Source organism: Brevibacillus sp. HB1.2 (assembly GCF_013332495.1).
Classification (GTDB): domain Bacteria; phylum Bacillota; class Bacilli; order Brevibacillales; family Brevibacillaceae; genus Brevibacillus; species Brevibacillus porteri.
Genome location: NZ_JABMIU010000001.1, coordinates 484,327 through 507,870, shown reverse-complemented (window position 1 = coordinate 507,870; position 23,544 = coordinate 484,327). Strand labels below are relative to the sequence as shown.

At 47.0% G+C, this 23,544-nt stretch carries 17 protein-coding genes; 14 read left to right on the top strand and 3 right to left on the bottom strand.

The genetic code is table 11. The features are described from left to right. Positions 1–219: 219 nt before the first annotated feature. From HPY28_RS02115 to HPY28_RS02100, 4 genes are all read left to right on the top strand, one after another. On the top strand, positions 220–1,344 hold the full coding sequence (locus tag HPY28_RS02115) for a P1 family peptidase (RefSeq protein WP_174230005.1): 1,125 nt from the start codon (positions 220–222) through the stop codon (positions 1,342–1,344). A 195-nt stretch (positions 1,345–1,539) separates the two neighbouring features. Next, positions 1,540–3,285, top strand: coding sequence for an ABC transporter ATP-binding protein (locus HPY28_RS02110; RefSeq protein WP_174230004.1), 1,746 nt, complete (start codon positions 1,540–1,542; stop codon positions 3,283–3,285). Positions 3,286–3,309: 24 nt separating this feature from the next. Beyond that, a complete protein-coding gene (locus HPY28_RS02105) occupies positions 3,310–4,092 on the top strand; it encodes a Fe-S oxidoreductase (RefSeq protein WP_173621950.1) in 783 nt (260 codons plus the stop codon). A 122-nt stretch (positions 4,093–4,214) separates the two neighbouring features. Further along, a complete protein-coding gene (locus tag HPY28_RS02100; protein WP_371813415.1) occupies positions 4,215–6,497 on the top strand; it encodes an EAL domain-containing protein in 2,283 nt (760 codons plus the stop codon). Between the two features lie 27 nt (positions 6,498–6,524). Here HPY28_RS02100 and HPY28_RS02095 read toward each other — a convergent pair whose 3' ends face one another. From HPY28_RS02095 to HPY28_RS02085, 3 genes are read right to left on the bottom strand one after another with little or no spacing between them, the layout of a single operon-like run. Then, complete coding sequence (locus HPY28_RS02095; RefSeq protein ID WP_173621674.1) at positions 6,525–6,662, bottom strand: hypothetical protein; 138 nt, start codon at positions 6,660–6,662, stop codon at positions 6,525–6,527. A 7-nt stretch (positions 6,663–6,669) separates the two neighbouring features. Continuing rightward, positions 6,670–9,528, bottom strand: a complete 2,859-nt coding sequence (locus HPY28_RS02090; RefSeq protein ID WP_174230003.1) for a DEAD/DEAH box helicase — start codon at positions 9,526–9,528, stop codon at positions 6,670–6,672. Next, positions 9,525–11,129, bottom strand: coding sequence for an SWIM zinc finger family protein (locus HPY28_RS02085; protein ID WP_174230002.1), 1,605 nt, complete (start codon positions 11,127–11,129; stop codon positions 9,525–9,527). The genes HPY28_RS02090 and HPY28_RS02085 overlap by 4 nt, the downstream gene beginning before the upstream one ends. Before the next feature lie 238 nt (positions 11,130–11,367). Here HPY28_RS02085 and HPY28_RS02080 point away from each other — a divergent pair, with 238 nt between their 5' ends. From HPY28_RS02080 to pcp, 10 genes are all read left to right on the top strand, one after another. Beyond that, positions 11,368–12,222 (top strand): DMT family transporter, encoded by an 855-nt coding sequence (locus tag HPY28_RS02080; RefSeq protein WP_174230001.1) that lies wholly within the window; start codon positions 11,368–11,370, stop codon positions 12,220–12,222. Positions 12,223–12,323: 101 nt separating this feature from the next. Then, positions 12,324–13,208: a YitT family protein gene (locus tag HPY28_RS02075; protein WP_017248271.1), complete on the top strand. Its 885-nt coding sequence runs from the start codon at positions 12,324–12,326 to the stop codon at positions 13,206–13,208. Between the two features lie 172 nt (positions 13,209–13,380). Beyond that, positions 13,381–14,172: an IclR family transcriptional regulator gene (locus HPY28_RS02070; protein WP_017248272.1), complete on the top strand. Its 792-nt coding sequence runs from the start codon at positions 13,381–13,383 to the stop codon at positions 14,170–14,172. Continuing rightward, a complete protein-coding gene (locus HPY28_RS02065; protein WP_069845210.1) occupies positions 14,172–15,125 on the top strand; it encodes an ABC transporter ATP-binding protein in 954 nt (317 codons plus the stop codon). Before HPY28_RS02070 ends, HPY28_RS02065 begins: the two co-directional genes overlap by 1 nt. A 20-nt stretch (positions 15,126–15,145) precedes the next feature. Further along, complete coding sequence (locus HPY28_RS02060) at positions 15,146–16,132, top strand: ABC transporter ATP-binding protein (RefSeq protein WP_173621677.1); 987 nt, start codon at positions 15,146–15,148, stop codon at positions 16,130–16,132. 67 nt (positions 16,133–16,199) lie between these two features. Then, positions 16,200–17,780 carry an ABC transporter substrate-binding protein gene (locus HPY28_RS02055; RefSeq protein ID WP_173621678.1) on the top strand — a complete coding sequence of 527 codons (1,581 nt, stop codon included), beginning with the start codon at positions 16,200–16,202 and terminating at the stop codon, positions 17,778–17,780. A 70-nt stretch (positions 17,781–17,850) separates the two neighbouring features. Then, positions 17,851–18,786, top strand: a complete 936-nt coding sequence (nikB, locus tag HPY28_RS02050; RefSeq protein WP_069845208.1) for a nickel ABC transporter permease — start codon at positions 17,851–17,853, stop codon at positions 18,784–18,786. After that, positions 18,783–19,694: an ABC transporter permease gene (locus tag HPY28_RS02045; RefSeq protein WP_017248277.1), complete on the top strand. Its 912-nt coding sequence runs from the start codon at positions 18,783–18,785 to the stop codon at positions 19,692–19,694. Before nikB ends, HPY28_RS02045 begins: the two co-directional genes overlap by 4 nt. Positions 19,695–19,706: 12 nt before the next feature. After that, positions 19,707–22,907, top strand: coding sequence for a M14 family metallopeptidase (locus HPY28_RS02040; RefSeq protein ID WP_174230000.1), 3,201 nt, complete (start codon positions 19,707–19,709; stop codon positions 22,905–22,907). Continuing rightward, the gene (pcp, locus tag HPY28_RS02035; RefSeq protein ID WP_017248279.1) at positions 22,879–23,526 is read left to right on the top strand and encodes a pyroglutamyl-peptidase I; all 648 of its coding nucleotides are present in this window, start codon (positions 22,879–22,881) and stop codon (positions 23,524–23,526) included. Before HPY28_RS02040 ends, pcp begins: the two co-directional genes overlap by 29 nt. Positions 23,527–23,544: the final 18 nt, after the last annotated feature.

The following is a 23,544-nucleotide window of genomic DNA, read 5'->3' as shown; positions in this document are numbered from 1 at the left end:
AAAAGCAGGAATATTGTTACTGATCATTCTAGCACTGCATTTTCAGGCTTACCAATTCGGAAATATGATCGGACTATTGCAAAAATGAAATAAGAGGAAATCTTGACGTTTTTGCAGGATTGAGCATTCCGGTCGATAGCGCTATCATAAAGAAACAGACTGAATTTTCTAACAACTAAGAAGAGCTGTCCAATTACGTAAGGAAAGGTGGTTGTGAACATGGCCAAAGATTGGAAGGATGAGGGACAAGTAGCCCCTGCTGTATCCAGGCGAAAGTTCCTGCAAAGAACAGCGATGCTTGGTCTCGCTGCAGCTGTACCGGGATCGTTTTTGGCAGCAGGCTCTGCTACGGGACAGGAAGCGAGCGAAGGAAAGAAGCCAAAGCTTGCGGGTGGTACGATTGTCGATGTTCCTGGCGTCAAAGTCGGACAAGTCCAAAATGAGGAAGCCTTGACGGGCTGTACAGTGATCGTGCTGGAAAAAGGCTCAGCGTGCGGGGTAGATGTACGAGGCTCTGCACCTGGGACACGAGAAACGGATTTGTTGAATCCGATCAATTCTGTCCAGGAGGTCAATGCTGTCGTTTTAACTGGGGGCAGTGCCTATGGCTTGGATGCGGCAAGCGGTGTCATGCGGTATATGGAAGAACAGGGGCAAGGCTACAATGTTGGGGTGGGCGTCGTTCCCATCATTCCAGCTGCGGTTATTTTTGATTTATCGATCGGCAGTGCCAAAATCCGTCCGGATCAACAAATGGGCTACGAGGCTGCTCGTCTTGCCAGCAAACAGCCAGTCCAGCAAGGAAATGTTGGGGCAGGGACGGGTGCGACAGTTGGAAAAATGGCTGGGATGAAGCGAGCGATGAAGGGTGGGCTTGGAACAGCTTCTCGCCGTTTGCCAAATGGTCTCGTGGTAGGTGCAATCGTAGCGGTGAACGCCGTCGGAGAAGTGCGGTTACCCTCCACAGGAGAAATTTTGGCAGGAGCGAGGGGAGAGGATGGCAATATCCGCGATAGCTTGTCCTGGATGATCGATGTTGCAACACCCCCGGTTCCGGCAGGGACGAACACTACCATCGCAGTGGTCGCGAGCAACGCGAATTTGAATAAAGTACAAGCGAATAAAGTCGCGCAAATGGCGCATAATGGACTCGCAAAAACGATTCATCCGGTTCACACGATGAGTGATGGAGATACGATTTTTGCCATCGCCACAGGGGGCGTGGATGCTTCGGTCAATCTCGTCGGGACGCTAAGTGTAGAAGTGCTGGCGGAAGCCGTCGTCAATGCGATCCTTTCTGCCAAAGGAGCGGGTGGGGTACCTGCTTATCAAGATTTACGCTGAGTGATTTCCGGTTCGAGCCTCTTATTCCTTGATGGATAAAGGGTTTCGAACCGTTTTTTATGCGAATGTGCTCCGCGAAGAAAAAAATTCCAATAAAGCATCGATATAAAAAGCAAATCCATATATAATGAAAATGATTTTCAAAATCAAATACATGATTGATGTTGTTCTTGAGAGAGAGGAGTTGCTGCTTCAATGCTTCGCAGATTTTTTTCTTACTATCGGCCTTATCGTGGATTATTCATCCTCGACTTCACGTGTGCAGTATTCGTTGCCTTGTTGGAGTTGGGATTTCCGCTTGCAGTGAACATGGTTGTCGATCAATTACTTCCAAGCAAGGATTGGAACATGATCGTGTGGGCGTGCATTGGACTTTTGGCTTTGTATGGTCTTAACGCCGGGATGAACTATGTCGTCACGTATTGGGGACATAAGCTTGGAATTAATATCGAGACGGATATGCGGAAGAAGCTGTACGACCATATTCAAAAGCTCTCTTTCCGCTTTTTCGATAATACCAAGACGGGGCATCTGCTATCTCGCCTAACGAATGACTTGATGGAGATCGGGGAGGTCGCTCACCACGGTCCGGAAGATTTGTTTATCGCCGTGATGACGCTGATCGGTGCTTTTCTTTTGATGTTCAATATTAATGAAGAAATGGCGTTGCTTACGTTTTGTGTGATTCCGCTCTTGATATTCTTCGTTGTTTACTTCAACCGTAAAATGACGGGAGCGTTCCATCGTCTGTACGGTGACATGGCTGATTTCAACGCACGTGTGGAGGACAACGTAGGCGGAATGCGTGTCGTACAAGCTTTTGCCAATGAGCAATTTGAAAACAAAAGATTCGCAGAGAACAATCAGCGTTTCCGCATCACCAAGCTGTTGTCCTACAAAATCATGGCCCAAAATATTTCTGTCAGTTACGTGCTCATGCGGTTAGTCAATTTGTTTGTCCTGATTTGCGGCAGCTGGTTTGTTATTCAAGGTGAATTGACCTACGGTGAATTTGTCGCTTTCTTGCTGTTAACGAATGTGTTTTTCCGTCCGTTGGAGAAAATTAATGCGATTATCGAGAGTTATCCAAAAGGGATTGCAGGCTTTAAGCGCTACATCGAAATCATGGACACAGCACCGGATATTGCGGATGCTCCAGATGCGATCCAGGTAGAATCATTGAAGGGCGATATCTCCTACAAGAATGTTTCGTTTAGCTACGACCAAGATTCATCTGTTTTGCAAAACATTGATTTGAACATCCGGGCGGGCGAGACAATTGCGTTTGTAGGCCCTTCTGGAGCAGGAAAAACCACATTGTGCAGTCTCTTGCCGAGATTTTATGAGATCGGTGGGGGCAGCATCACCATTGATGGAATGGATATTCGCCAAATCACGTTAGCATCATTGCGCAGCCAAATCGGGATCGTTCAGCAAGATGTGTTCCTCTTTTCAGGGACGATTCGCGAAAATATCATGTATGGAAAACTAAACGCCTCAGAGGAAGAGATCTGGGAGGCAGCGCGTCTGGCTAAACTAGAAGAGTTTATCCGTTCTCAGCCTGTTGGTCTGGAGACGATCATTGGTGAACGCGGAGTCAAATTGTCCGGTGGTCAAAAACAAAGGCTGGCGATTGCGCGCATGTTCTTGAAAAACCCGCCGATCCTGATTTTGGATGAAGCTACTTCTGCACTCGATACCGAAACGGAGGCGGCGATCCAGCAGTCCTTGCAGGAATTGTCCAAAGGCCGTACGACATTGGTGATCGCCCACAGATTGGCTACCATTAAAAATGCAGATCGAATCATCGTTGTAACGGAACAAGGTATTACCGAGCAAGGAAGTCATGATCAGCTCTTGGCTCGTGAAGGCCTCTATAGCAGACTGTATCAAGCACAGTTCGGCACGTACCTCGACCAGTCAAACAGCGTCTTTTCTTGATAATGAATAGAGAGGGAGATCGTGATGCAAGAGTGGGATGACGATTTTATAGCACAACGGTTTGATCTTACTTCTAAACCGAGACCCAATGCCTTATTTTCGATGAAAGCAAGAGATTTGGTAGACCCGACACATATGAATGAGCTCGTACAAATCTATGCTCCGCTAATCAAGGCACATGAGCTGACTGCTGCTGGTACTTACATCAGCAGTTGGCTCACGAGCCCTTCTCTCGGTCTTCAGTATATGATCTCTGTCTGGAATCGTGCACTTACCATGACGCTGGATAATATGACGATTGAATTATTTTACGAGGATGATTATCCGCAATTTGCCTTTGTGATCCCGGCGTATGAGATCGTAGAAGCGCCTTCCAGCGAAGCAGAGCGCGCAATCTGGCTGAAGGAATGCTATCGTGCGTATTTCCACGACTTCCTGCACCCGTTGCTCACGACTCTTGCAAAGGTAACGGGAAACCCCGAAGCGATGCTCTGGGGCCAGTTCCCGACCAAGTTCAATTACCATACGGATGCTTTTGTGGCGTTGGTAGAACAAGATAGCATCAAGCAGCAAGTGAAGGCTGATTACGATGTCCTCTGTAATCAGCTGGAAGGCGAGAGCTTTGGATTGCAAAAAAATCCATTTCGCGTGCGTGTGCGCTGGATTGAAGATATGCGTGATCCCCAAGCGAAAGTGCGCATCAAGAATCAATGCTGTTTGTACTATAAGACGGGGGAGCAAAAGTATTGCTATACCTGTCCGCGGATAAAAGAAGAAGAGCGTGCTCTGATGAGAATTCGTGCGTAGCTGACCCTCCTTTGTGGAGGGTTTTTTCTATACACCGTAGACGTATGGACATGTGCTAGCCTCTTCCTATAAAGTAGAGTCAGGGGTAAAGTTGGAAAAATCAGAATGATTTCCAGGAAGGCGTGGTTCGTATACAGACAATGAACCAAAAGGAACTGGATCGCTACGTTCGAGATTTTCATCAAGCGGTTGTCAATCAACAGCTTAGCCTGTATTATCAACCACTCTACGATCTAAGAACAGGCAAAATAATCGGAGCAGAAGCTCTGGTAAGATGGAACCATCATCAAAGAGGGCTACTGCCCCCGGATTGGGTATTTTTGTTAGCAGAAAAGAGCGGGTTGATTCTTTTGGTAGAGGAATGGGTGATCAGAACGGCTTGCAAGCAGAACAAAGCTTGGCAGGACGCTGGACTACCATCTCTTGTGACATGCGTGAATCTGTCATCCTATGCCTTGGAATCGGAGCAGTTAGGTAGCACCATTCAAACGATCTTAGACGAAACAAACTTGCAGCCTCACTATTTGGAGCTGGAATTTACCGAGGACTCTACCAGGGATGGGGAGCGTACCATCGAGATTTTAGCAGAATTAAAAAGGATCGGGGTAAAAATCAGCTTGGATGATTTTGGGAAGGGCTATAGTAGCATTCAACATCTATCCCGTTTTCCCATGAACAAGCTAAAAATCGATCAATCCTGTGTAAAGGAATGCATGAGCGATGTCACGCAGGCGACTGTTATCAAAACCGTCATGGCGATGGCACGAAGTCTGGGTGTGCAAGTAACGGCAGAAGGTGTAGAGACGCAAGAGCAACTAGATTTTCTTTGGCAGCTTGGTTGTGATTCTGCTCAAGGATTTTGGTTTAGTGAGCCTATGCCTGCCGAAGACTTGGCTCGTGTGTTGAAGCGTGAGGAAAGGTTTAGGAATAGTGCATTTCTACTACTCAATGGTGGACAACACCGAGCTTTTGATACATACGAAGTGGATCAGCGTGAGCGAGGAGACGTTCTTCGCAAGCAACAAGGAATGACATTTGCTTTTCGGAAACAGGGAGATGTGTTCATTCATACGCTGTGCGAAGGAGAGATGCTTTTTCGCATGGGAATGACACCGGAACAAGTGATTGGACAAGATTTGCTGAATATGATCCCGGTTGAAGAGATTCCACGCAAAATGGAATCGTATGAGCGAGCGTGGAGCGGCGAGCAAAACGTGTTTTACGAAGGCAGTGTCAACGGGATTCGCTATCTGGCTGCTTTTCGTCCGATCTTTTCCGATGGTCGTGTGAAGGAAGTAATTGCTTCGTGTGTCGACATTACCGAGTTGAAAAAAGCACAAGAAGCAGAACGTGTGAGCGAATCGCCATATCGATTGATTGCAGAAAACTTGTCTGACATTATCGTGATCATCAATAGTCAAGGGATCATTACGTATATTTCACCATCCGTTCAATCCGTTCTGGAGATCGCTCCTGATGAAGTAGTGAATCGACACCTGCTAGCTGTACTGCCACTGGAAACGGGCAGGCTTGCTATGCAAACGATTCGTCAGATCACGGTGGAGAAGCAGCCTCGCCTCATTACATTTACTTGCCCGGACAGAAATGGCAAAAAGATCACGCTGGAGGCAAAAGGCACCCCGGTGATTCAGGAAGAACATGAGACGAACCAAGTCATATTTCTCATTCGAAATCACACGAAGCACGTGCAAACAGAAGAGTTTTTACAAAAGATAGACAAGCTATCCGTCATTGGGCAAATGGCTGCCGGGGTTGCACACGAAATACGAAACCCGGTCACTTCCATCAAAGGCTTCGTACAATTGCTCCGTCGAGATCAATGGAAGCGGGAATATTTTGATATTATGCAGGCTGAATTTCACCAATTAGAGAGTGTGCTACGAGAATACGTCTTTTTATCAAGAGAGTGCACAGAACCGTACGAACCTAAAAATCTAGCGAATTTGCTGCGGCAGGTTACACGATTGGTGCAAATAAAGCTAGAGCGACATCATCTGGTGCTGGATGTCAAGGAAGTGGAAGGGGCCTCGATTTGGTGCGATCAGAATCAAATTCAGCAGCTTTTCATGAATCTTCTGTCAAACTCCGTTGAGTCGATGCAAGATGGCGGGACGATTCACATCGTGGCTAGGCATAAAGAAAGCGAGCAAGTGATGATTAGAATCATTGATCAAGGCTGCGGTATGGCGGAAGAACGGCTAAAACGATTAGGGGAGCCTTTTTATAGCACTAAGGAAAAAGGGACCGGGCTAGGACTTATGATTTGTTATAAAATCATGCAAGCACACGACGGGTATATCCATTTTTCGAGTACCCCGAATAAAGGGACGACAGTGGAGGTTTCCTTTCCACTAAGAAAATCAAACCCAAGGCTCGATCCTTAACGTGATCATGCCTTGGGTTTTTCGCACTTATTCTTTCTTTGATTGGTTATCGGAAAATTGTTCTTGAACAGCTTCCAAAAAACGCAGCCATGCCTCGGGTAGCTTGGGCTCTTCTGTAGGGCGGCGCGTAGTGGAATTGCAGTCGTTTTGTTGCACTCGCTCCATTCTCCACCTATCCTTTCGTGTCTAGCCAATCATGGCGCAGGGTGAACAAGTCCCGCAGCTCCTCCGTTGACAGCTCCGTGATCCAGCTTTCGCCCGTCCCGACAATTTGTTGGCTCAACGATAGCTTTCTCTCCATCATTTCATCAATGCGTTCCTCAATCGTCCCGAGCGAGATGAATTTGTAGACGTGAACATTGCGCTGCTGTCCTATTCGATGAGCACGGTCAGTGGCCTGATTTTCTACCGCAGGATTCCACCAGCGATCTACGTGAATGACGTGGTTGGCTTCCGTCAAGTTCAAGCCGGTTCCGCCCGCACGCAAGGAAAGAATGAAGATGGCTCCGCGTTCATGGTCTGGGAGTGTCGCGTCTTGAAATCGAGTGATCATCTCATCGCGTTTTTCTTTCTTCGTGGCCCCATTTAGGAAGTAGACAGGTCCATAGCCTTCTCGTGTCAGTACCCGTTGGAGCAAATTTCCCATTTCGATGTATTGGGTAAAAATTAGGCAACGCTCTTTCTTTTGGCGAATATCCTCCACCAATTCCAGTAGCCTTTCCAATTTGTGTGAGCGACTGGCTTCATCTGTTGTTGAGATTTCCTTCAAAATGAGAGCGGGATGGTCACACAATTGTTTGAGACGTGTCAGTGTCGTCAGAATCAGACCGCGCCGCTCCATAGGAGAGGCTTTTTCCATTCGATCAAACATATCTTGAATCGCTGTCTCATAAAGTGCGCCTTGCTCGGTAGTCAGCGGTACATATTCCTTGCTCTCATTCTTGTCCGGCAAATCGAGCTGAATGTTCGGATCGGTTTTCACACGACGGAGCAGGAAAGGCTGAATGAGTCGTTGCACTTGATTGATGAGCTGCTGGTCTTGGTCGCGTTCGATGGGGTGAACAAAGCGCTGGGTAAATTCCCCGAGACTTCCCAAGTAGCCGGGATTCAAGAAATCAAAAATGGACCAGAGCTCACTCAGACGATTTTCGATTGGTGTGCCTGTGAGAGCAATCCGGTGCCATGCTTTCAAATCGCGTACAGCGGACGCTTGCTTTGTATAGGCGTTTTTAATATTTTGCGCCTCGTCGAGACATATCGTATCCCATGTAACCATTCCTAGCTCCTGCTCATCCAAATGGGACAGAGCATAGGAGGTAATCACCAGATCCGCTCCTTTGATCGCTGGCAAAAACGCCTCCTTCTTTTGGCGATCATTGCCATAGTGAATCATTACTTGAAGAGAGGGGGCGAAGCGCTTCAGCTCTTTTTGCCAGTTGCCTATGACCGAGGTCGGGCAGATTAAGAGAGAAGGAGTACTGGCTGGGCCATGTTGTTTGACATGAAGCAAATACGTAATAAATTGAACCGTTTTTCCCAATCCCATGTCATCGGCCAGACAAGCTCCCAATCCAAAACGGCGTAAAAAGAACAACCACGAACTGCCCTCCAGCTGATAATTTCGCAACGTCCCGTGAAAAGTAGATGGCTGCTCCATGATCGGGACGCGCTTTGTTTCTTGCAATTGATTCAACAGCTCTCGTAAATGCTGGTTTAGCTGAACTTCAACCGTAAGGGAAGTGTCGAAATCGAACTCATCATCGGGTAGCTCCTCAACCTCCACAGTAGGGGCGAGGTGCATTCTCATGACATCACGCAGGGTCATGCCGTTTTTCGCTTGGTTTTTCTTGAGTGCTTCCTGTAGCTGCAAGAATAGATCGGGAGTTAATTGTACCCAATGCCCACGAATTTTCAGCAGGCGCTGCTTTTGTTTAATGAGTTCCTCAAATTCCTCTTCGCTGAGCTCCACAGGTCCCAAGGCGAGCTTCCATTCAAAATCCATAAGCTGGGAGACACCCAGGAAGGACTGTCTGCTAGCCCCGACAGAGGATGTAATCTTGGCTTTTAGCTTCGGTTTTACCCGGCGTACTTGTTCCCACCAAGCTGGCAGAAAGACGTGAATACCGGCTTGCACCAGCTGCAAACTGCTTGACGTCAAAAAGATCCATGCTTGCTCGTTCGTCAGTTGGGTGAGAAAACGGCTTTGATTCTTCTGGGTGTCTTTTTGCCACGGGAGAATCTCTTTACATTTGGCTAGGTCCGTGCGAAAACGATTCCAGTGTTCACGCCAGTCCGCAGGGATGCGAGCGGTGGCTACTCCCTCAGCCGTCAACTGATGTGGCTCAATGAGAAATAACTGATCTGGCTCTTCACGATTCTGCAAATACACTTGGAGTTGCCAGTCATTGGGGTGCTCCTCGGCTTCGACGATTTGCAAGCATGTGCGAAACGGTGTCGTATCTGGCAGCCAGCCTATCGATTGCAACCATTCCTGTTCCAGAAGATGTGGAGAAAGCTCGGCGCCCATGGCGTACAGAGCTGGGTATTGCGTTAATAGCTGCTCCCACTTTCGTCCAATCTCACCAGTGCCTTGCACAGATTCCTCCACGACGAGCGAAAGCCACCTGTGTCCGTACTCCGGGAAATCGTCGGGAGTTTGCATGACTTTCCAGCCTATTTGTCCTTTTTTCCAGGAAGAAAAATCAGGGGCAATGGACCCTTGGGCGAGCGTCTCACGGATCATTCCCGCTACATGCGTAAATTGTTCAAATGGTGTGCTGGATGAATAGGTCCGATGCAAAAGCCACTGGGGAGAGACGAAAAAGGAGAGGGCCTTGGCAGGGCTGAGCAATACGCCCTGCTCGTTTTTGTCCAGGAAGGTTCCGTAATAGGATGACTCATCCCACGCAAACAGTGTTCCTGCCAATTCTTCTGGATCGACCACTGCTCCTTGCGTGTCTTTGCCAGTAATCAAGAATTGTCCGTCTGCCAAAAGCTCTCCGTCTAGAACAAATGTAGTGACGGTATTCATAAGTTGAAATTTCCTCTCCTTAGCTCTTCTTGAAAAGCACGTAACCGATTATGTTTGGCAGATAATTGTTCCACGTATCGTTCCCAGCGCGCATCTTGGTTTGCTCTGTTGTAAATCGTCCTTACCTTTTTCATGAGCTTGATCGCTTCTTTGTAGGCCGTTCGGTTACGTTCGGCAATAAGTCTGTTCACCTCACGCAAGTAAAAAGGGAAGAGAAGAGTCGGATCGGCTTCCTCGATTTCTTTCACCTGCACGACCGAGATATCTGCCATTGGCACTTGAAACGACATTTGCAAATCAATCCATTGCTGAAACTGTCGTTCTTCATATAAATAGGCGGCATATTCGTGATAACTGCTCGGTAAGAACTGCTTCAGCTTGGCGCCGCACTCGGCTGATCGTCCCACTTGCTGCATCGCTTCCTGCCAAATGGCGATAACGAGTCGGTATTGCTGTGTCTCGGCTTGCCCGATTAAGGACGTCAACGAAGCAGTCCAATCGAGAAATCGCTGCCATTCCCCATTGCGAGCGAATGATTTCATATAGGACAAATAGAAGGAGAGGTTCAAACGGCTCATTTTTTTCCAGATTTGTAGAGCAGCTTCGTCCTCCTTTTCCATCACATGAAAGTGGGCACGGAGCAGCAGCCCTTTTTCCTTTTCGGCGGCAGAACTGTCTTCATTGTTGATAAGCTGATCCAGCACATGGATCTCCTCTTGCATCCACTCTGGCTTCTTCAATAGCATCCACCATAACATCTGATAAGCGAATATCCAGTAGAGGGAAGTGGCTTCGTTTTCTTTCAATTGTTTTGTCAGTTGAAGAGTATCTACGATGGCATCCTGATGGTGAGTCAAGAGAGCTGGGATATCTGCGAAGTACAATGTCCCTTCTAATTGATCCAATAGCCGCTCGGCTGTCTGAACCAAATCCAGAAACCAGTAGGATTGACGGTACGTTTTGACGTATTGCGTAAGCTTCATGAGATGAAACAGATTGGCATGAATGACAAAGAGTTGTGCCCGATCCTTCGGCCACGAGGCAGCAACACTCAGCACATTTTGATAGCTCGATAATAACTCAGAGGAAGCTCGATACGATTCCATGGCCGCAAACAGGTTGCGTGTCCAGCTCTCAAAAAATGCCCACCAATCTTTGACGGAGCTGTTCGCAGTAAGCGGAGAGGAAACAGACGCTGTATCCTGCTGAGCAGGAGCGGTATGGCTGTATTTGTATGCAGGAATCAGCAGATGAGGAGAAAAAGTAGCTCGTCTTGGTTGTTGGGAGCGGGTCAAAAATGTACGAGGATTCTCGAACACACTGTACATCTGAAAAAAAGTAGCAGCAATATGCTTGCAAATACGTGAATAAGGGCAGGTACAGGTACTGTTTTGAACCGTTTCCATATCGAGGCGCGCATGATACACCTCGGAGCCTTGAACATCACTGGTCAAATATTGGCCTTGTTCTACGCGTGTATTGAAGACGACGCCATCTGAAAAGTACGTATAGCCCCGTTCAATGATGTGTCCTTCGACGGCAATTAGGATTTGCTCGCCTAGCTGTATCGCTTGTTCCCGAGTCAACTCTCTTTGCAACATGTAGTCAGATCCTCCGAACGAAGTGTCATCCCTCCATTATAACCCAAAATGCGGAGAATGGAAAAAGATGCGTGTGTTCGAGAGGATCAATAAAATGGTTTGGACGATAAGCAGAAACAATACTTAATTTTTGCGGGGACTGGGTGTATACTGTACACGTCGAGTGAAAAGCAACTAAACGCAATGTGTTTTATTGTCTTTAGTTGTGTTTGTACAACAAGAGAGAGAAGGGGCACACATGCTATCGATTTCGATTTTGCTCGTACTATCATCTGGCCTTGCGCACGCAGTTTGGAACCTGTTCACGAAAAAAAGTGAGAGCAAAATGGCGTTTCTTTGGTTGATTACATTGCCAACAACCGTGATCCTCTTGCCTGTTCTCATTTGGGAATTGATGCGCGTACAACTGACATGGTCTTTGGTTCTTTTTCTGTTTATGTCCTTTTTCTTTCAAGGATGCTATACCTTATTGATTTCAAAGGCGTATACATACGGGGATATCTCACAGGTATACCCCATCATGAGGGGGACGGGGACGCTTCTCATTCCGTTTTTTAGCGCGATTTTCTTTCAAGAGTATTTATCTGTACCGGGATGGCTGGGTGTCATTTGCATCGTAATCGGAGTCTTCGCCATTAGTGGAATGATTGGCACAGATCGTCAGGCTCAACCAGTGAATCCGCTCGCCCTACGATACGCATTTGCTGTAGGACTATGCATTACAGGGTACACGTTAACCGACAAGCAAATCGTACAACAATTATCTCCATTCGCTTTATTGGAAATAACGAACTTTGCCTGTTTGATTGTCGCAGGGGGTTTCGTTTGGAAAAAGGGACTCATCCGCCGTGAGTGGCAAAAAAACTGGCGAACGATTGTACTCGGTGCCGTCTTGTCACCAGGTTCGTATTTGTTGTTTTTATTTGCTATGACATTGGCACCACTGGCAGCTATTGCGCCCATTCGTGAGGTCAGTACGGTTTTTGGTACGCTGCTCGGGGTCTTCTTGCTAAAGGAGCGACAACGCGCATGGCGTCTGTCCATGTCTTTGATGATCACGATTGGCATTATTTCCATTGCTGTTTGGGGCTAACGGATGAGAAAGAGTCGGCTGGGAGAAATTCTAGCTGGCTATTTTTTTTGCTACCAGGGAAAGATGAAGTGGTAAGAAAAAAACGGCTAAGGATGATCAAAATGGATGCAAAAGCAGTTGCTCCGATCACTCATAAGCGGACGAAAAAAAGAAGGATCGTACTGAGAGCTCTCGGAATCATTATTGGAGCTTTGTTGGTGGCAGTCGGACTGGAAATATTTCTGGTTCCAAACAACATCATTGACGGTGGTGTAACCGGTGTATCCATTATGGCCTCAAAGCTGACAGGAGGCCCACTCGGATTATTTTTATTCCTGCTGAACCTGCCCTTTTTACTTATCGGCTACAAGCAAATTGGCAAGACATTTGCCATTTCTACGCTGTTCGGTGTTGTCGTGATGTCGTTGGGTACGAGCTACCTCCATCATGTTCCTAGCTTGACGGACGATTTGCTTCTCTCTGCCGTTTTTGGGGGGATCATCATCGGAATCGGTGTGGGACTTGTCATTCGCACGGGAGGCTCCTTGGATGGAACGGAAATTGTTGCGATCCTGATGACGAGGAAAAGTCCGTTCTCGGTCGGCGAAATGGTCATGTTTTTTAACATTTTTATTTTAGGCAGTGCCGGCTTCATTTTTGGGTGGGACCGGGCCATGTACTCGTTAATTGCTTACTACATTGCTTACAAAATGATCGATATCACCATGGTCGGGCTCGAACAATCGAGATCAGTATGGATCATCAGTGATTACCCAACCGAAATTGGCGATGCGCTAACGGCGAGACTAGGGCGGGGAATCACCTATTTGAATGGAGAAGGTGGCTACTCCGGAGATATCAAAAAAGTCATCTTCTGTGTCATCACCCGTTTGGAAGAAGCGAAGCTGAAATCCATCGTGGAGGAAATTGATTCCTCTGCATTTTTGGCAATCGGTCACATTCATGATGTTTCTGGTGGACGGTTTAAGAAAAAGAATATTCACTAAAACCTTAACTAAAACCTTAACTACAAATTACCCCTGAGCCAGTAGGTAGAAACGACCTGATTGCTAAGGGGTAAAAATGTATTGACGGAAATAACTGAATTCATTTAATATTGTGGCATGCCAAAATACAAAATAACGTTCCGTATTTTGGGACAATAAGATGGTGATGAAAATGGACAAAACAGAAAAAACGGCAAACCGAAGTGTATTAAAAACGCTAGAGTTTCTAGAATATTTTATCCAATACAGTGAATTAAGCCTGGCTGAGCTTGTCGAGTTGTCAGATATGCCGAAGAGTACGGTGTTTCGAATTCTTCAGACGCTCGAAATGCGCGGCTTTATCTCCAAAACGACCACTCATAATCCGCCTAAATACCAATTGGGATTGAAGCTGCTGGAGTTTGGGAACATTGTTGCCCAACGGCTGGAGATCAGGAAAATCGCGCTACCGTATATGCAGCAGCTGCGGGATACGGTGGATGAGGCAGTCAACTTAATTATTCGTGATCAAGACGAAGGGGTTTACATCGAAAAAGTCGATACCCGCCAGTATGTTCGTGTATATACGCAGGTAGGTAGAAAATCACCGTTGTACGCAGGGGCATGCCCGCGCATTTTACTCTCATTTCTGCCGGATCATGAGATCGAAGAATTGTTGAACCGGGTGGACATGAAGAAAATCTCACCAGACACAAATATAGACAAAGATCTGCTATGGCAATGGATCCACGATGCACGTGAAAACGGCTATACAGTCAGCTACGGTGAATTGGAGCCGGATTCCGCAGCCATTGCTGTACCTATTCGAGATTTTACGGGACAAGTCATAGCTGGCTTGAGCTTGGCTGGAGCTACATCACGCTTTCAGCCAGATCGATTGGGGTATTTGGTACAGGAGACAAAAGCAGTAGCGAATCAAATCATGAGCAAGCTGGGATATTCAGATGCAAAGGCGGGACTTTGATGCTGGAAATCAAAAATCTTCAGACGAGATTCCGAACCGATAATGGAGAAATTACCGTTTTGGATGGAGTTAGTTTTCAAATCAACAAAGGTGAGACGATTGGAGTAGTTGGGGAGTCGGGTTGTGGGAAAAGTGTCACCTCTCTATCCATCATGGGGCTTCTGCCGAGGACCGCGCGAATCACCGGAGGAGAGATCCTGTACAACGGTGAAAATCTGGTTGCCTTTTCCAAGGATCAGATGAGGAAGGTGCGAGGCAAAGAGATCGCGATGATTTTTCAAGAACCAATGACCTCGCTCAATCCGGTTTATACAATCGGGGCGCAGATCATGGAGCTCGTCTTAAATCATACAAGTATGAACAAAAAACAAGCCAAAGAGCATGCGATCCAAATGCTGAAGCTGGTCGGGATTCCGAGAGCGGAAGAAATCGTTGATGAGTATCCGCATCAGCTATCTGGCGGGATGAGGCAGCGTGTGATGATCGCGATGGCGATGTCCTGTAGTCCATCTCTATTGGTTGCAGATGAGCCTACAACCGCACTAGACGTGACCATTCAGGCGCAGATTCTTGACCTGATGAGAGAGCTACAGCAGAAGAGCGAGATGACCATCATGCTGATCACGCACGATCTTGGTGTGGTAGCAGAGATGTGTGATCGGGTGGTCGTCATGTATGCAGGGCAAGTCGTCGAGGAAGCCGAGGTAGAAAAGCTATTTGCTACTCCAAAGCATCCGTACACGGTTGGTTTGTTGGGCTCGATCCCGGATATGGACACAGAGCAGGAGTACTTGTTTACGATTGGCGGGACCGTTCCGAGTCCAGGTCAGATGCCCGCAGGATGCCGTTTTGCTGAACGATGCCAGAAGGCTTTTGACAAATGCTACGAACAAGCTCCACCGTTATTCGATCTGAATGATGGTACAAAAAGCAGATGCTGGCTGTATGAGTAAGCGGAGGGGACGTGAATCTTTTGGAACAATCAGAATGTAAGCCCTTACTTGAAGTGAGAGGGTTAAAAAAATACTTTCCGATTCGCAGTGGATTATTGAAGAAGGTAACGAATCACGTCAAAGCGGTTGACGATCTCTCTTTTACCGTTGCCACGGGGGAGACGCTCGGAATTGTAGGTGAATCTGGTTGCGGGAAGTCAACCACAGGAAGAGCCATTCTGCGATTGCTCGAGCCTACGGGTGGCGAAGTGATTTTTCAAGGAGAGAATTTAGCGGCACTTTCCCCAAATGAGATGAGGATGAAGCGAAAGGATTTGCAAATCATTTTCCAAGACCCGTTCGCATCCCTCAATCCGCGAATGACAGTCGGGGAGATCATTGAAGAGCCGATGATCATATTCGAACTGTATGAAACGTCAAAAGAACGCAAGGTAAAAGTAGCGGAATTGATGCAGGTTGTCGGTCTGAAAGCGGAAAATTCGGAACGATTTCCTCATGAATTTAGTGGTGGTCAGCGACAGCGGATCGGCATTGCACGTGCGCTAGCGCTTAATCCCAAGCTGATTGTGGCAGATGAGCCAGTATCTGCGCTCGATGTATCGATTCAATCCCAGGTATTGAACCTGATGAGAGATTTGCAAAAGCAATACGGACTCACTTACATATTCATCTCTCACAACTTGAGCGTCGTGAAGCATTTTTGCGACAGGATCGGCGTGATGTATTTGGGACGGATGGTTGAGCTGGCACCCAAAAATGCGCTATATGAAGAGCCGCTGCATCCTTATACCCGCTCATTACTGTCCGCCGTTCCGATTGCCAAGCCGAAAATGAAGCGTGAGCGCATCATCTTGACTGGAGATGTACCGAGTCCTGCGAATCCGCCGAGTGGCTGCACGTTTCATACGCGTTGTCCGGATTGTATGGAAATTTGCAAAACGGACAAGCCCGAATTTCAATCGATGGGCGATGGTCGATATGTTGCCTGTCATTTGTATAACCAATAGGAACAAATGACGGCTATCATATTTTTTCAACATGAATTCCAGAACGAAAAGAAAAGGGGGACTTGTTTTGAAAAAGAAGGTAGGTATCACCGTTTGCTCCGCATTACTCGTGCTAGCTGCTGCTTTGGGCGGATGTTCGAGTAAGCCGGCTGACACTAGCACACAGGCAAATCCGCAACCTAAAACAGAAGCGCAAGCTCCGGCAAAAAATGAACTCACACTTGGTGTGAATGGAGATCCGCACTCTTGGGATCCGATTGATACGTTTTTGCTTGATTGGAGTACTGTAGCAACATCTGTATTTGAAGGCTTAGTCGAGCGTACCACTGACTTGAAAATCCAGCCAGGACTCGCTGAATCGTGGGAGTTCAAGGATGACAAGACACTTCAATTTAAACTTCGTAAAGGAGTTACCTTCCACAACGGCGAGCCATTCAACGCGGAAGCAGTGAAATTTACATTTGATCGCCTGCTTGGTGAAGAAGGGAAAAAAGGACCACAGCAAGCGAACTATGCTTCGATTGACCGTGTAGAAGTGGTAGACGAGTTTACAGTCAACATGATTCTCAAGGAAAAAGATCCTGTACTCATTACAAAGCTGGCAGGTTATGGCGCCGTGATCGTTCCGCCTAAGTATTACAAGGAAAAAGGGGACGAGTACTTTAACACGCATCCAGTAGGTACGGGTCCTTTCAAAATGGATAGCTATGAAAAAGATAGCAAGGTCGTACTGGTGAAAAATGAAACCTATTGGAAGCAAGGTCAACCGAGGCTGGAAAAAGTAACGTTCCGTTTTATTCCAGAAGCGACTACACGTCTCGCTGAAATGCAAACAGGTGCCATCGATATTATGAAAAAAGTCGAGATTAGCCAAACAGAATCCATCAAGGGCATGTCTGATCTTGAACTGATGCAAGTCGGGTCGCCAACTGTTTATTCGATTCGTTTCAATACATCGATGAAGCCAGTCGACAATGTAAAAGTCCGTGAAGCGATTGCTTACGCGATTGATGCAGACTTGATTATCGAAACGCTGCTCGGCGGATATGGTAAGCGCGTCAATTCATTCCAAAGCGATATGTCTTTCGGCTATGATCCTAACCTGCCATTACGCAATTATGATCCAGAAAAAGCAAAACAACTGCTCGCAGAAGCAGGTGTGAAGGAAGGAACTGAGCTTGATCTCTTCCTCCCTGGTACAGATGCTACGTTTAAAGAGGTAGCACAAGCGATCGAAATGCAATTAGGCCAAGTCGGTCTCAAGGTGAAGCTGAATCTGGTGGACAGCTCCACATTTACTTCTGACCTCATTCCGAAGGGAAAAGCAGGACATATGTACCGGAATGGCTGGGGGGGATGGACGCTCGACTTTGATAATACGGCCTATCTGATGTATCACAAAGGCGAGTTCTGGAACCCTGATTTCCATGACGAAAAAGTAGAGGAGCTCTTGAAAGCAGAACGCTCCACGTTTGACCAAGAAAAGCGTCTGGCAGCATTTAAAGAGCTGAATCAACGTCTGTATGAGCTAGTCCCAGATGTACCGCTCTATCAAACGATCAACCTGTGGGCTGCGAACAAACGAGTAAAAGGCTTCCAACCTCCGGCAGATGAACGTATCGATTTGCGCGAAGTATCGGTTGAATAAGGAATGTTTTGAACAGGGGAGTAGAAGATGTCTCTTCTATTCCCTTCACTTTTGATAAAGGAGGAGCGGGATGGCAGCCTTTTTAATTAGACGTCTACTACATAGTGTTTTTGTCGTTCTTGCTATTACTCTTGTCATTTTTGTCCTGGTGCGAATGACTGGTGACCCAGTATCGATCATGTTTCAAGCAGGTGAGCCTACCAAAGAGGCGATTACTGAGCTTAGGAAAAATCTCGGTCTGGACGAGCCCGTTTATGTACAGTTCGGGCTTTATTTAAAAGATATGTTTACCGGTAACTTTGGCACCTCTTTCCGAACGGGTGAGAGCGTAATCGACATGATGAAGGAGAAGATGGGAGCAACTTTGCTGCTTGCCTTCGGGGGAATGTTTGTCGCCCTATTGATTGCGATTCCAGTAGGTATCATTTCCGCTGTTTACAGAGGCAGCGTAGCTGACTTTTTCGGACGCATTTTTTCATTGCTAGGAATCTCTTTTCCTAACTTTTGGTTAGGGATTATGTTAATCATCATATTTGCCGTTAAGTTGGGCTGGTTTCCTGCTTCTGGTTATGAAGGTCTGGAGTATTTGGTTCTGCCTTCCGTTGCACTCGGACTCATCTTGTCAGGAATTTTGGCTCGATTAGTTCGCTCTTCCATGCTGGAGGTAATGAATCAGCAATATATCAATACGGCTCGTTCCAAAGGGATCAAGGAATGGCTTGTAATCATCAAGCATGGCTTACGAAACGCATTAATCCCAACGGTAACCTTTATTGGATTGCAATTTGGAACGTTGTTGGGCGGTACCGTGATTATTGAGCAAGTTTTTTCATGGCCAGGTATCGGGCGTATGCTGATTGATGCGATATCGCAACGTGACTTTCCAGTGATTCAAGGCTCTGTGATTATCTTGTCTTTTTTGATGATCTTCGTGAACCTGTTGGTTGATATCAGTTATGGCTTTATAGATCCACGTATTAGGCAGGAAGGAGGAAAAAGCGAATGACGACAGCGACAGTTACAAACAATCAGACCAATCCACCAATCAAAAAACGTGGAAAATGGAGCAAGATGGGCAGAAGATTCGTTCGAAATCGGTGGGCAATGACGGGGATGTTCTTGCTTATGCTTGCCGTCGTATCCGCACTTTTTGCACCGGTAATAGCGCCGTCTACTCCTGATAAAGCTGATTTGCGTGCACGGTTGGTTGCTCCCTCGTGGATGGACGATACGGGGAAATCCGAGTATTTGCTAGGTACGGATCAGGTAGGGCGTGACTTACTGAGCCGAATCATTTACGGAGCGCGAATATCGTTATTGGTTGGTGTCGTATCCGTACTGATTTCCTTGGTTATCGGGGTGATTCTGGGCCTCATCGCAGGCTTTTACGGGCGCTGGGTAGATGATCTGTTAATGCGCTTGGCAGATGTACAGCTGGCATTCCCTTTCATTTTGTTTGCGATTATCGTCATGACGGTCTTTGGGGCAGGTCTATGGAAGCTCATACTTGTTCTGGGGATCAGTAACTGGGTAGGCTTTGCACGACTGGTTCGAGGACAGGTCATGAGTGTAAAAGAAATGGAATACGTCCAGGCTGCCAAAGCAATTGGGGCTACGAATTTGAGGATCATCAGAAAACATGTCCTGCCAAACGTTTCTTCTTCGATCATCGTATTGGCAACGTTAAATGTAGCCACCAACATTTTGTTGGAAGCATCGTTGACGTTTATTGGATTGGGTGTAGACCCTTCGATTCCTACATGGGGCGGCATGCTGGCAGACGGTCGCAACTATCTGGAGACGGCATGGTGGGTTGCTACTTTCCCTGGCATCGCCATTATGATTACGGTGTTTGGAATTAACCTGCTGGGCGATTGGCTGCGTGATGAGCTAGATCCAAATCTGCGCGTGTAAGGGGGCTAACCTATGAGAGGGCTAGGTGATATTTTTACAACGAAAGGGTTAGTTACGGACCGAAACAATGACGGTGTAGCTGATTCATTGTCTGTTTCCTTCTGTTTTCAAACGGGAATCGTCGTAGAAGGATTCATTGATTTTTGTGCCCGATTAGGCCTTGAAACAAGTGAGCTAGATCTGCCTTCCATTCGTATGGAAGATTCACCGATGGTTGCTAGCAGCACGAAAAGCGGTGAGTGGCTTTGCACAGTATGTATCGAGCCATCCTGCGATGTGGATGATGCGTCATGTACGCTCGATCGAGGGAACGATCGAATTGCTTTCGTTGGTGGAAGCGAGGAGAGTCTTAGTCGATTACTGCGCTGGATGGCGGCATATTGGACAGATGCAGCACCTGCAACAACTTCACTCGGCGACATTGAAAGGATTCGTTGTTCTTTACATGAAGTTCATCTATATGTTTGTGCGGATGCTTCACCTGTTTGTCAGATTGCGATACCCCAGTATGCGCTGATGAGCTCGCATGAGGGAAGTCCTATCGTAGAAAGACCAACTCCACTTGAAAGTCTGGCAGAGCTTTGGACAACGGCAGGGTTCTATCAAGCGGGGCGTACGGATTTAACGAGTCGGACAGATGTATTTTTTACAGGGATCCATACTGCAGAGGCGGTTATGTCTGCCGCCCGCTTTGCAGCTCGGATTGGTCTAGCCTCGACCGGGATACATTTCCCGCTCACAGGAGAAGCAAATCGGATTGCGGAGCTCACTTTTTGCTTACGCATGAATGGTGAAGCACCTCTAGCAAGTGGAGTGGTTGAAGTAATCCCAGACCCTAGAGAAAAGACAACAAGAGTCATTCAGCTTTCAGGGGGAGGACAAGCGATTGTTGCGGCGCTTGATTATTTAGGGACTGCTACTTCGCACCGACTCGGGGGGACTTTTGGTGCATGGGAAGAATCAGACGAGCCAAAAGAGAAGGATTTCCCCCTATTTATAGAGAAAACATGGAAAGACCAGGGCGAACGAAATGAGATAGAACAGTTGTTTCATGAGCAGTTGATCGCGATTGCTAGTCGAATGGAGACGGACGGGTGCTTATCTTCTCCGCTGGCGGTCACGGCGTTTTTATCAGAACCAAAAGAGATTCGACGTGCGTTGGAGCGATGCTGGAAGAGCGCAATCACGGAGCTGCTTCCAGATAACGATAGTACGGTACAGATTCACTCTGCTTTTAAACCAGGCTTGTGCTGGATAAAAGAAACGATTTTGCCGTCCCTTGTACGTACAGGGGAACGAGTAGAACGAATTTTGATCTCTTTCCAACGAGAGGAAAGAGAAGGTGGGATGGAGCTTTCTCATCGATGGCTTCAAGAATTATACCCGGTTGATCAGTTGTTGGAAAAAGAATTGGGCTTGTCCTTGTCGCAAGTATCAATCGTGATGGATGAGAACCTACCGACTACATACCAAGTCGAAGTATGGGGAGTCGGGCTGGAGCACTTAGGTACATGGAATTTGGATGTACCTGTATCCACTGTGCCGTATGCCGACGAGCAAAGTCGAGCTTATCCAACTACGTCAGGACTCTTCTTTTCCCATGGAACAACTAAAGAACAATTCTTGATTCCTACGGATCGAGAGAGGTTTTGGCAATTCTATACGCAGCAATTTTTACCTGAGTTGACGGAAGAATTGTTATGTAAACAAATTGAACCGTATCAAGGAAACACTCCGCTCTTTCATTCGATAGAGGTAACCGTCACTATGAGTGAACAGGAAGAACGGCTAGACATAGACGAAGAAACCATATCGTCGTTAGAAGCGTTGCATGAAGATATTTATTTTTATACGCTGGACTACTATGCGTATTTGGGTGAAAGAAAAACGGGAGTGGCGTGGAATTCTCCTGGGGCGGTGCGACCATTTGTAAAGGTCAAACCAGCAAGCTCTCCAGTGGCAACCATTCGCGTAAAAGAATATATAGAAGAACAAGCTTTCTCTATCAAAACAACTCATTTATACTTCGAGGCAGAGCAATCTGCTCCTGTAAAAGCACGCATCCTGAGAACGTACGAAAAGAGTACCAGCATCGAAGAACGGAAGCTTCCTTATCTACACCGAAACCATTATCCAGATATGGGCGAATGGGCAGAGCTGGCTACACATCCGTCTGTACATATATGGGAAGTAGAGAAATCGTTTGAAGGACGGCCGATTTATGCAGTGGAGGTAACAGCACCCCAGATTTCCAAATACGTATCAACTCACAAGCTCTCTCTGTATAAACCAACCATTTTGCTCGAAACCGGACATCATCCAAACGAGGTTTCCAGTATGCCTGCTGCACGTGAGCTGGTGGAAGAGCTCATAACCAAAAAAATGGATTGGCATACTCGTTTCAATCTGGTCGTGATTCCATTTGCCAATCCGGATGGGGTCGCACTTCATCAAGAGCTCGTCAAAGATAATCCATTTTGGAAGCATCATGCTGCCCGTTATAATTCCGTTGGATTAGAATACACCAATCACCGTTTTCAGCCGAGCGTTTTTGGCGAATCGCGGGTAGTTCCCCAACTGTTTTATCGCTGGTTGCCGGATGTGATCATCGATGATCACGGAATCCCTTCGCATGAATGGACACAACCATTCGCAGGGTACAATAGCCCACCGAGATTCCCTGTATCTTATTGGATGCCGATCTCACTCTTTTACGGGATTGGCCGCGAGATGGAGCGATCTGACTATCCTTATCATGCTGTCGCTCTTGATACGATTCAAAAGGCAGCCGAGGAAGGGCTGAGACATCATCCGCGTCTGTGGAACAAAAATAAACGCTTTATCGAGCGCTACATTCGGTATGGACATAACTGGGAGCCCGCCATTTTCCCATTGCCTACTGATCAAGATTTCTTGTTTTATCGGTGGCCTACAAAGCCGAACAGAACCTCTCCTTCCTTACTCTCTCGTTTTCCTGAATGGGTGACGCTTGATTTAATAACGGAAGCGGCTGATGAGACGGTTGCGGGAGGAGCATTGCGAGATTGCATAGAAACACATAAGATTTTCAATCGTGCTGTCATGGAGTGTGTGGCATCCAGCCCACGGCGTGTTTCGCGACAGTATGGACAAGACCATATTCGACTCTCACGAATGAGACCTATGCGGATCGGAGGAAACAATCATGAAGACCATTTTAGTAACAGGGTTTGATCCTTTTGGTGGAGAAACGGTTAACCCTGCTTGGGAATCGGTAAAAGAGCTGGGAAAAATCGAGTCTGATTTGTATAAAGTAGAGCTGCGCCAAATTCCTACGGTTTTTGAAAAATCTATCGAACATCTGTACGCAGCGATAGAAGAAACGAATCCGGACATCGTATTATGTATCGGTCAAGCAGGTGGACGAGGAGATATTGCCGTTGAGCGTGTAGCAATTAACGTCAATGATGCTCGAATCCCGGATAATGAAGGAAATCAGCCGATTGATACACCGATCAGGGAAAACGGTCCTACTGGCTACTGGTCTACATTGCCAATCAAAGCGATTGTACATGAGTTAAAACAACAAGGAATTCCGACTTCCATATCCCAGACGGCGGGTACATATGTATGCAACCATCTTTTTTATGGATTGATGCATTACCTTGCTGAGAAAAAAGCTTCCGTACGCGGAGGGTTCATCCATATCCCTTATTTGCCTGAACAAGCAGCAAGGCAAGCAGGGCAGCCAAGCATGGCGTTAGAAACAATTGTAAAAGGCTTGCGATTGGCAATCGAGACGACCCTATCTAATGAGCGGGATATTGTCATGGAAGGCGGACAAATTAGCTGAGCAGGAGGAGAAACCCTC

Coding starts and splice junctions, on each gene's coding strand:
- HPY28_RS02115 (WP_174230005.1), top strand. CDS start 220: ATGGCCAAAGATTGGAAGGATGAGGGACAAGTAGCCCCTGCTGTATCC.
- HPY28_RS02110 (WP_174230004.1), top strand. CDS start 1,540: ATGCTTCGCAGATTTTTTTCTTACTATCGGCCTTATCGTGGATTATTC.
- HPY28_RS02105 (WP_173621950.1), top strand. CDS start 3,310: ATGCAAGAGTGGGATGACGATTTTATAGCACAACGGTTTGATCTTACT.
- HPY28_RS02095 (WP_173621674.1), bottom strand. CDS start 6,662: ATGGAGCGAGTGCAACAAAACGACTGCAATTCCACTACGCGCCGCCCT.
- HPY28_RS02090 (WP_174230003.1), bottom strand. CDS start 9,528: ATGAATACCGTCACTACATTTGTTCTAGACGGAGAGCTTTTGGCAGAC.
- HPY28_RS02085 (WP_174230002.1), bottom strand. CDS start 11,129: ATGTTGCAAAGAGAGTTGACTCGGGAACAAGCGATACAGCTAGGCGAG.
- HPY28_RS02080 (WP_174230001.1), top strand. CDS start 11,368: ATGCTATCGATTTCGATTTTGCTCGTACTATCATCTGGCCTTGCGCAC.
- HPY28_RS02075 (WP_017248271.1), top strand. CDS start 12,324: ATGGATGCAAAAGCAGTTGCTCCGATCACTCATAAGCGGACGAAAAAA.
- HPY28_RS02070 (WP_017248272.1), top strand. CDS start 13,381: ATGGACAAAACAGAAAAAACGGCAAACCGAAGTGTATTAAAAACGCTA.
- HPY28_RS02065 (WP_069845210.1), top strand. CDS start 14,172: ATGCTGGAAATCAAAAATCTTCAGACGAGATTCCGAACCGATAATGGA.
- nikB (WP_069845208.1), top strand. CDS start 17,851: ATGGCAGCCTTTTTAATTAGACGTCTACTACATAGTGTTTTTGTCGTT.
- HPY28_RS02045 (WP_017248277.1), top strand. CDS start 18,783: ATGACGACAGCGACAGTTACAAACAATCAGACCAATCCACCAATCAAA.
- HPY28_RS02040 (WP_174230000.1), top strand. CDS start 19,707: ATGAGAGGGCTAGGTGATATTTTTACAACGAAAGGGTTAGTTACGGAC.
- pcp (WP_017248279.1), top strand. CDS start 22,879: ATGAAGACCATTTTAGTAACAGGGTTTGATCCTTTTGGTGGAGAAACG.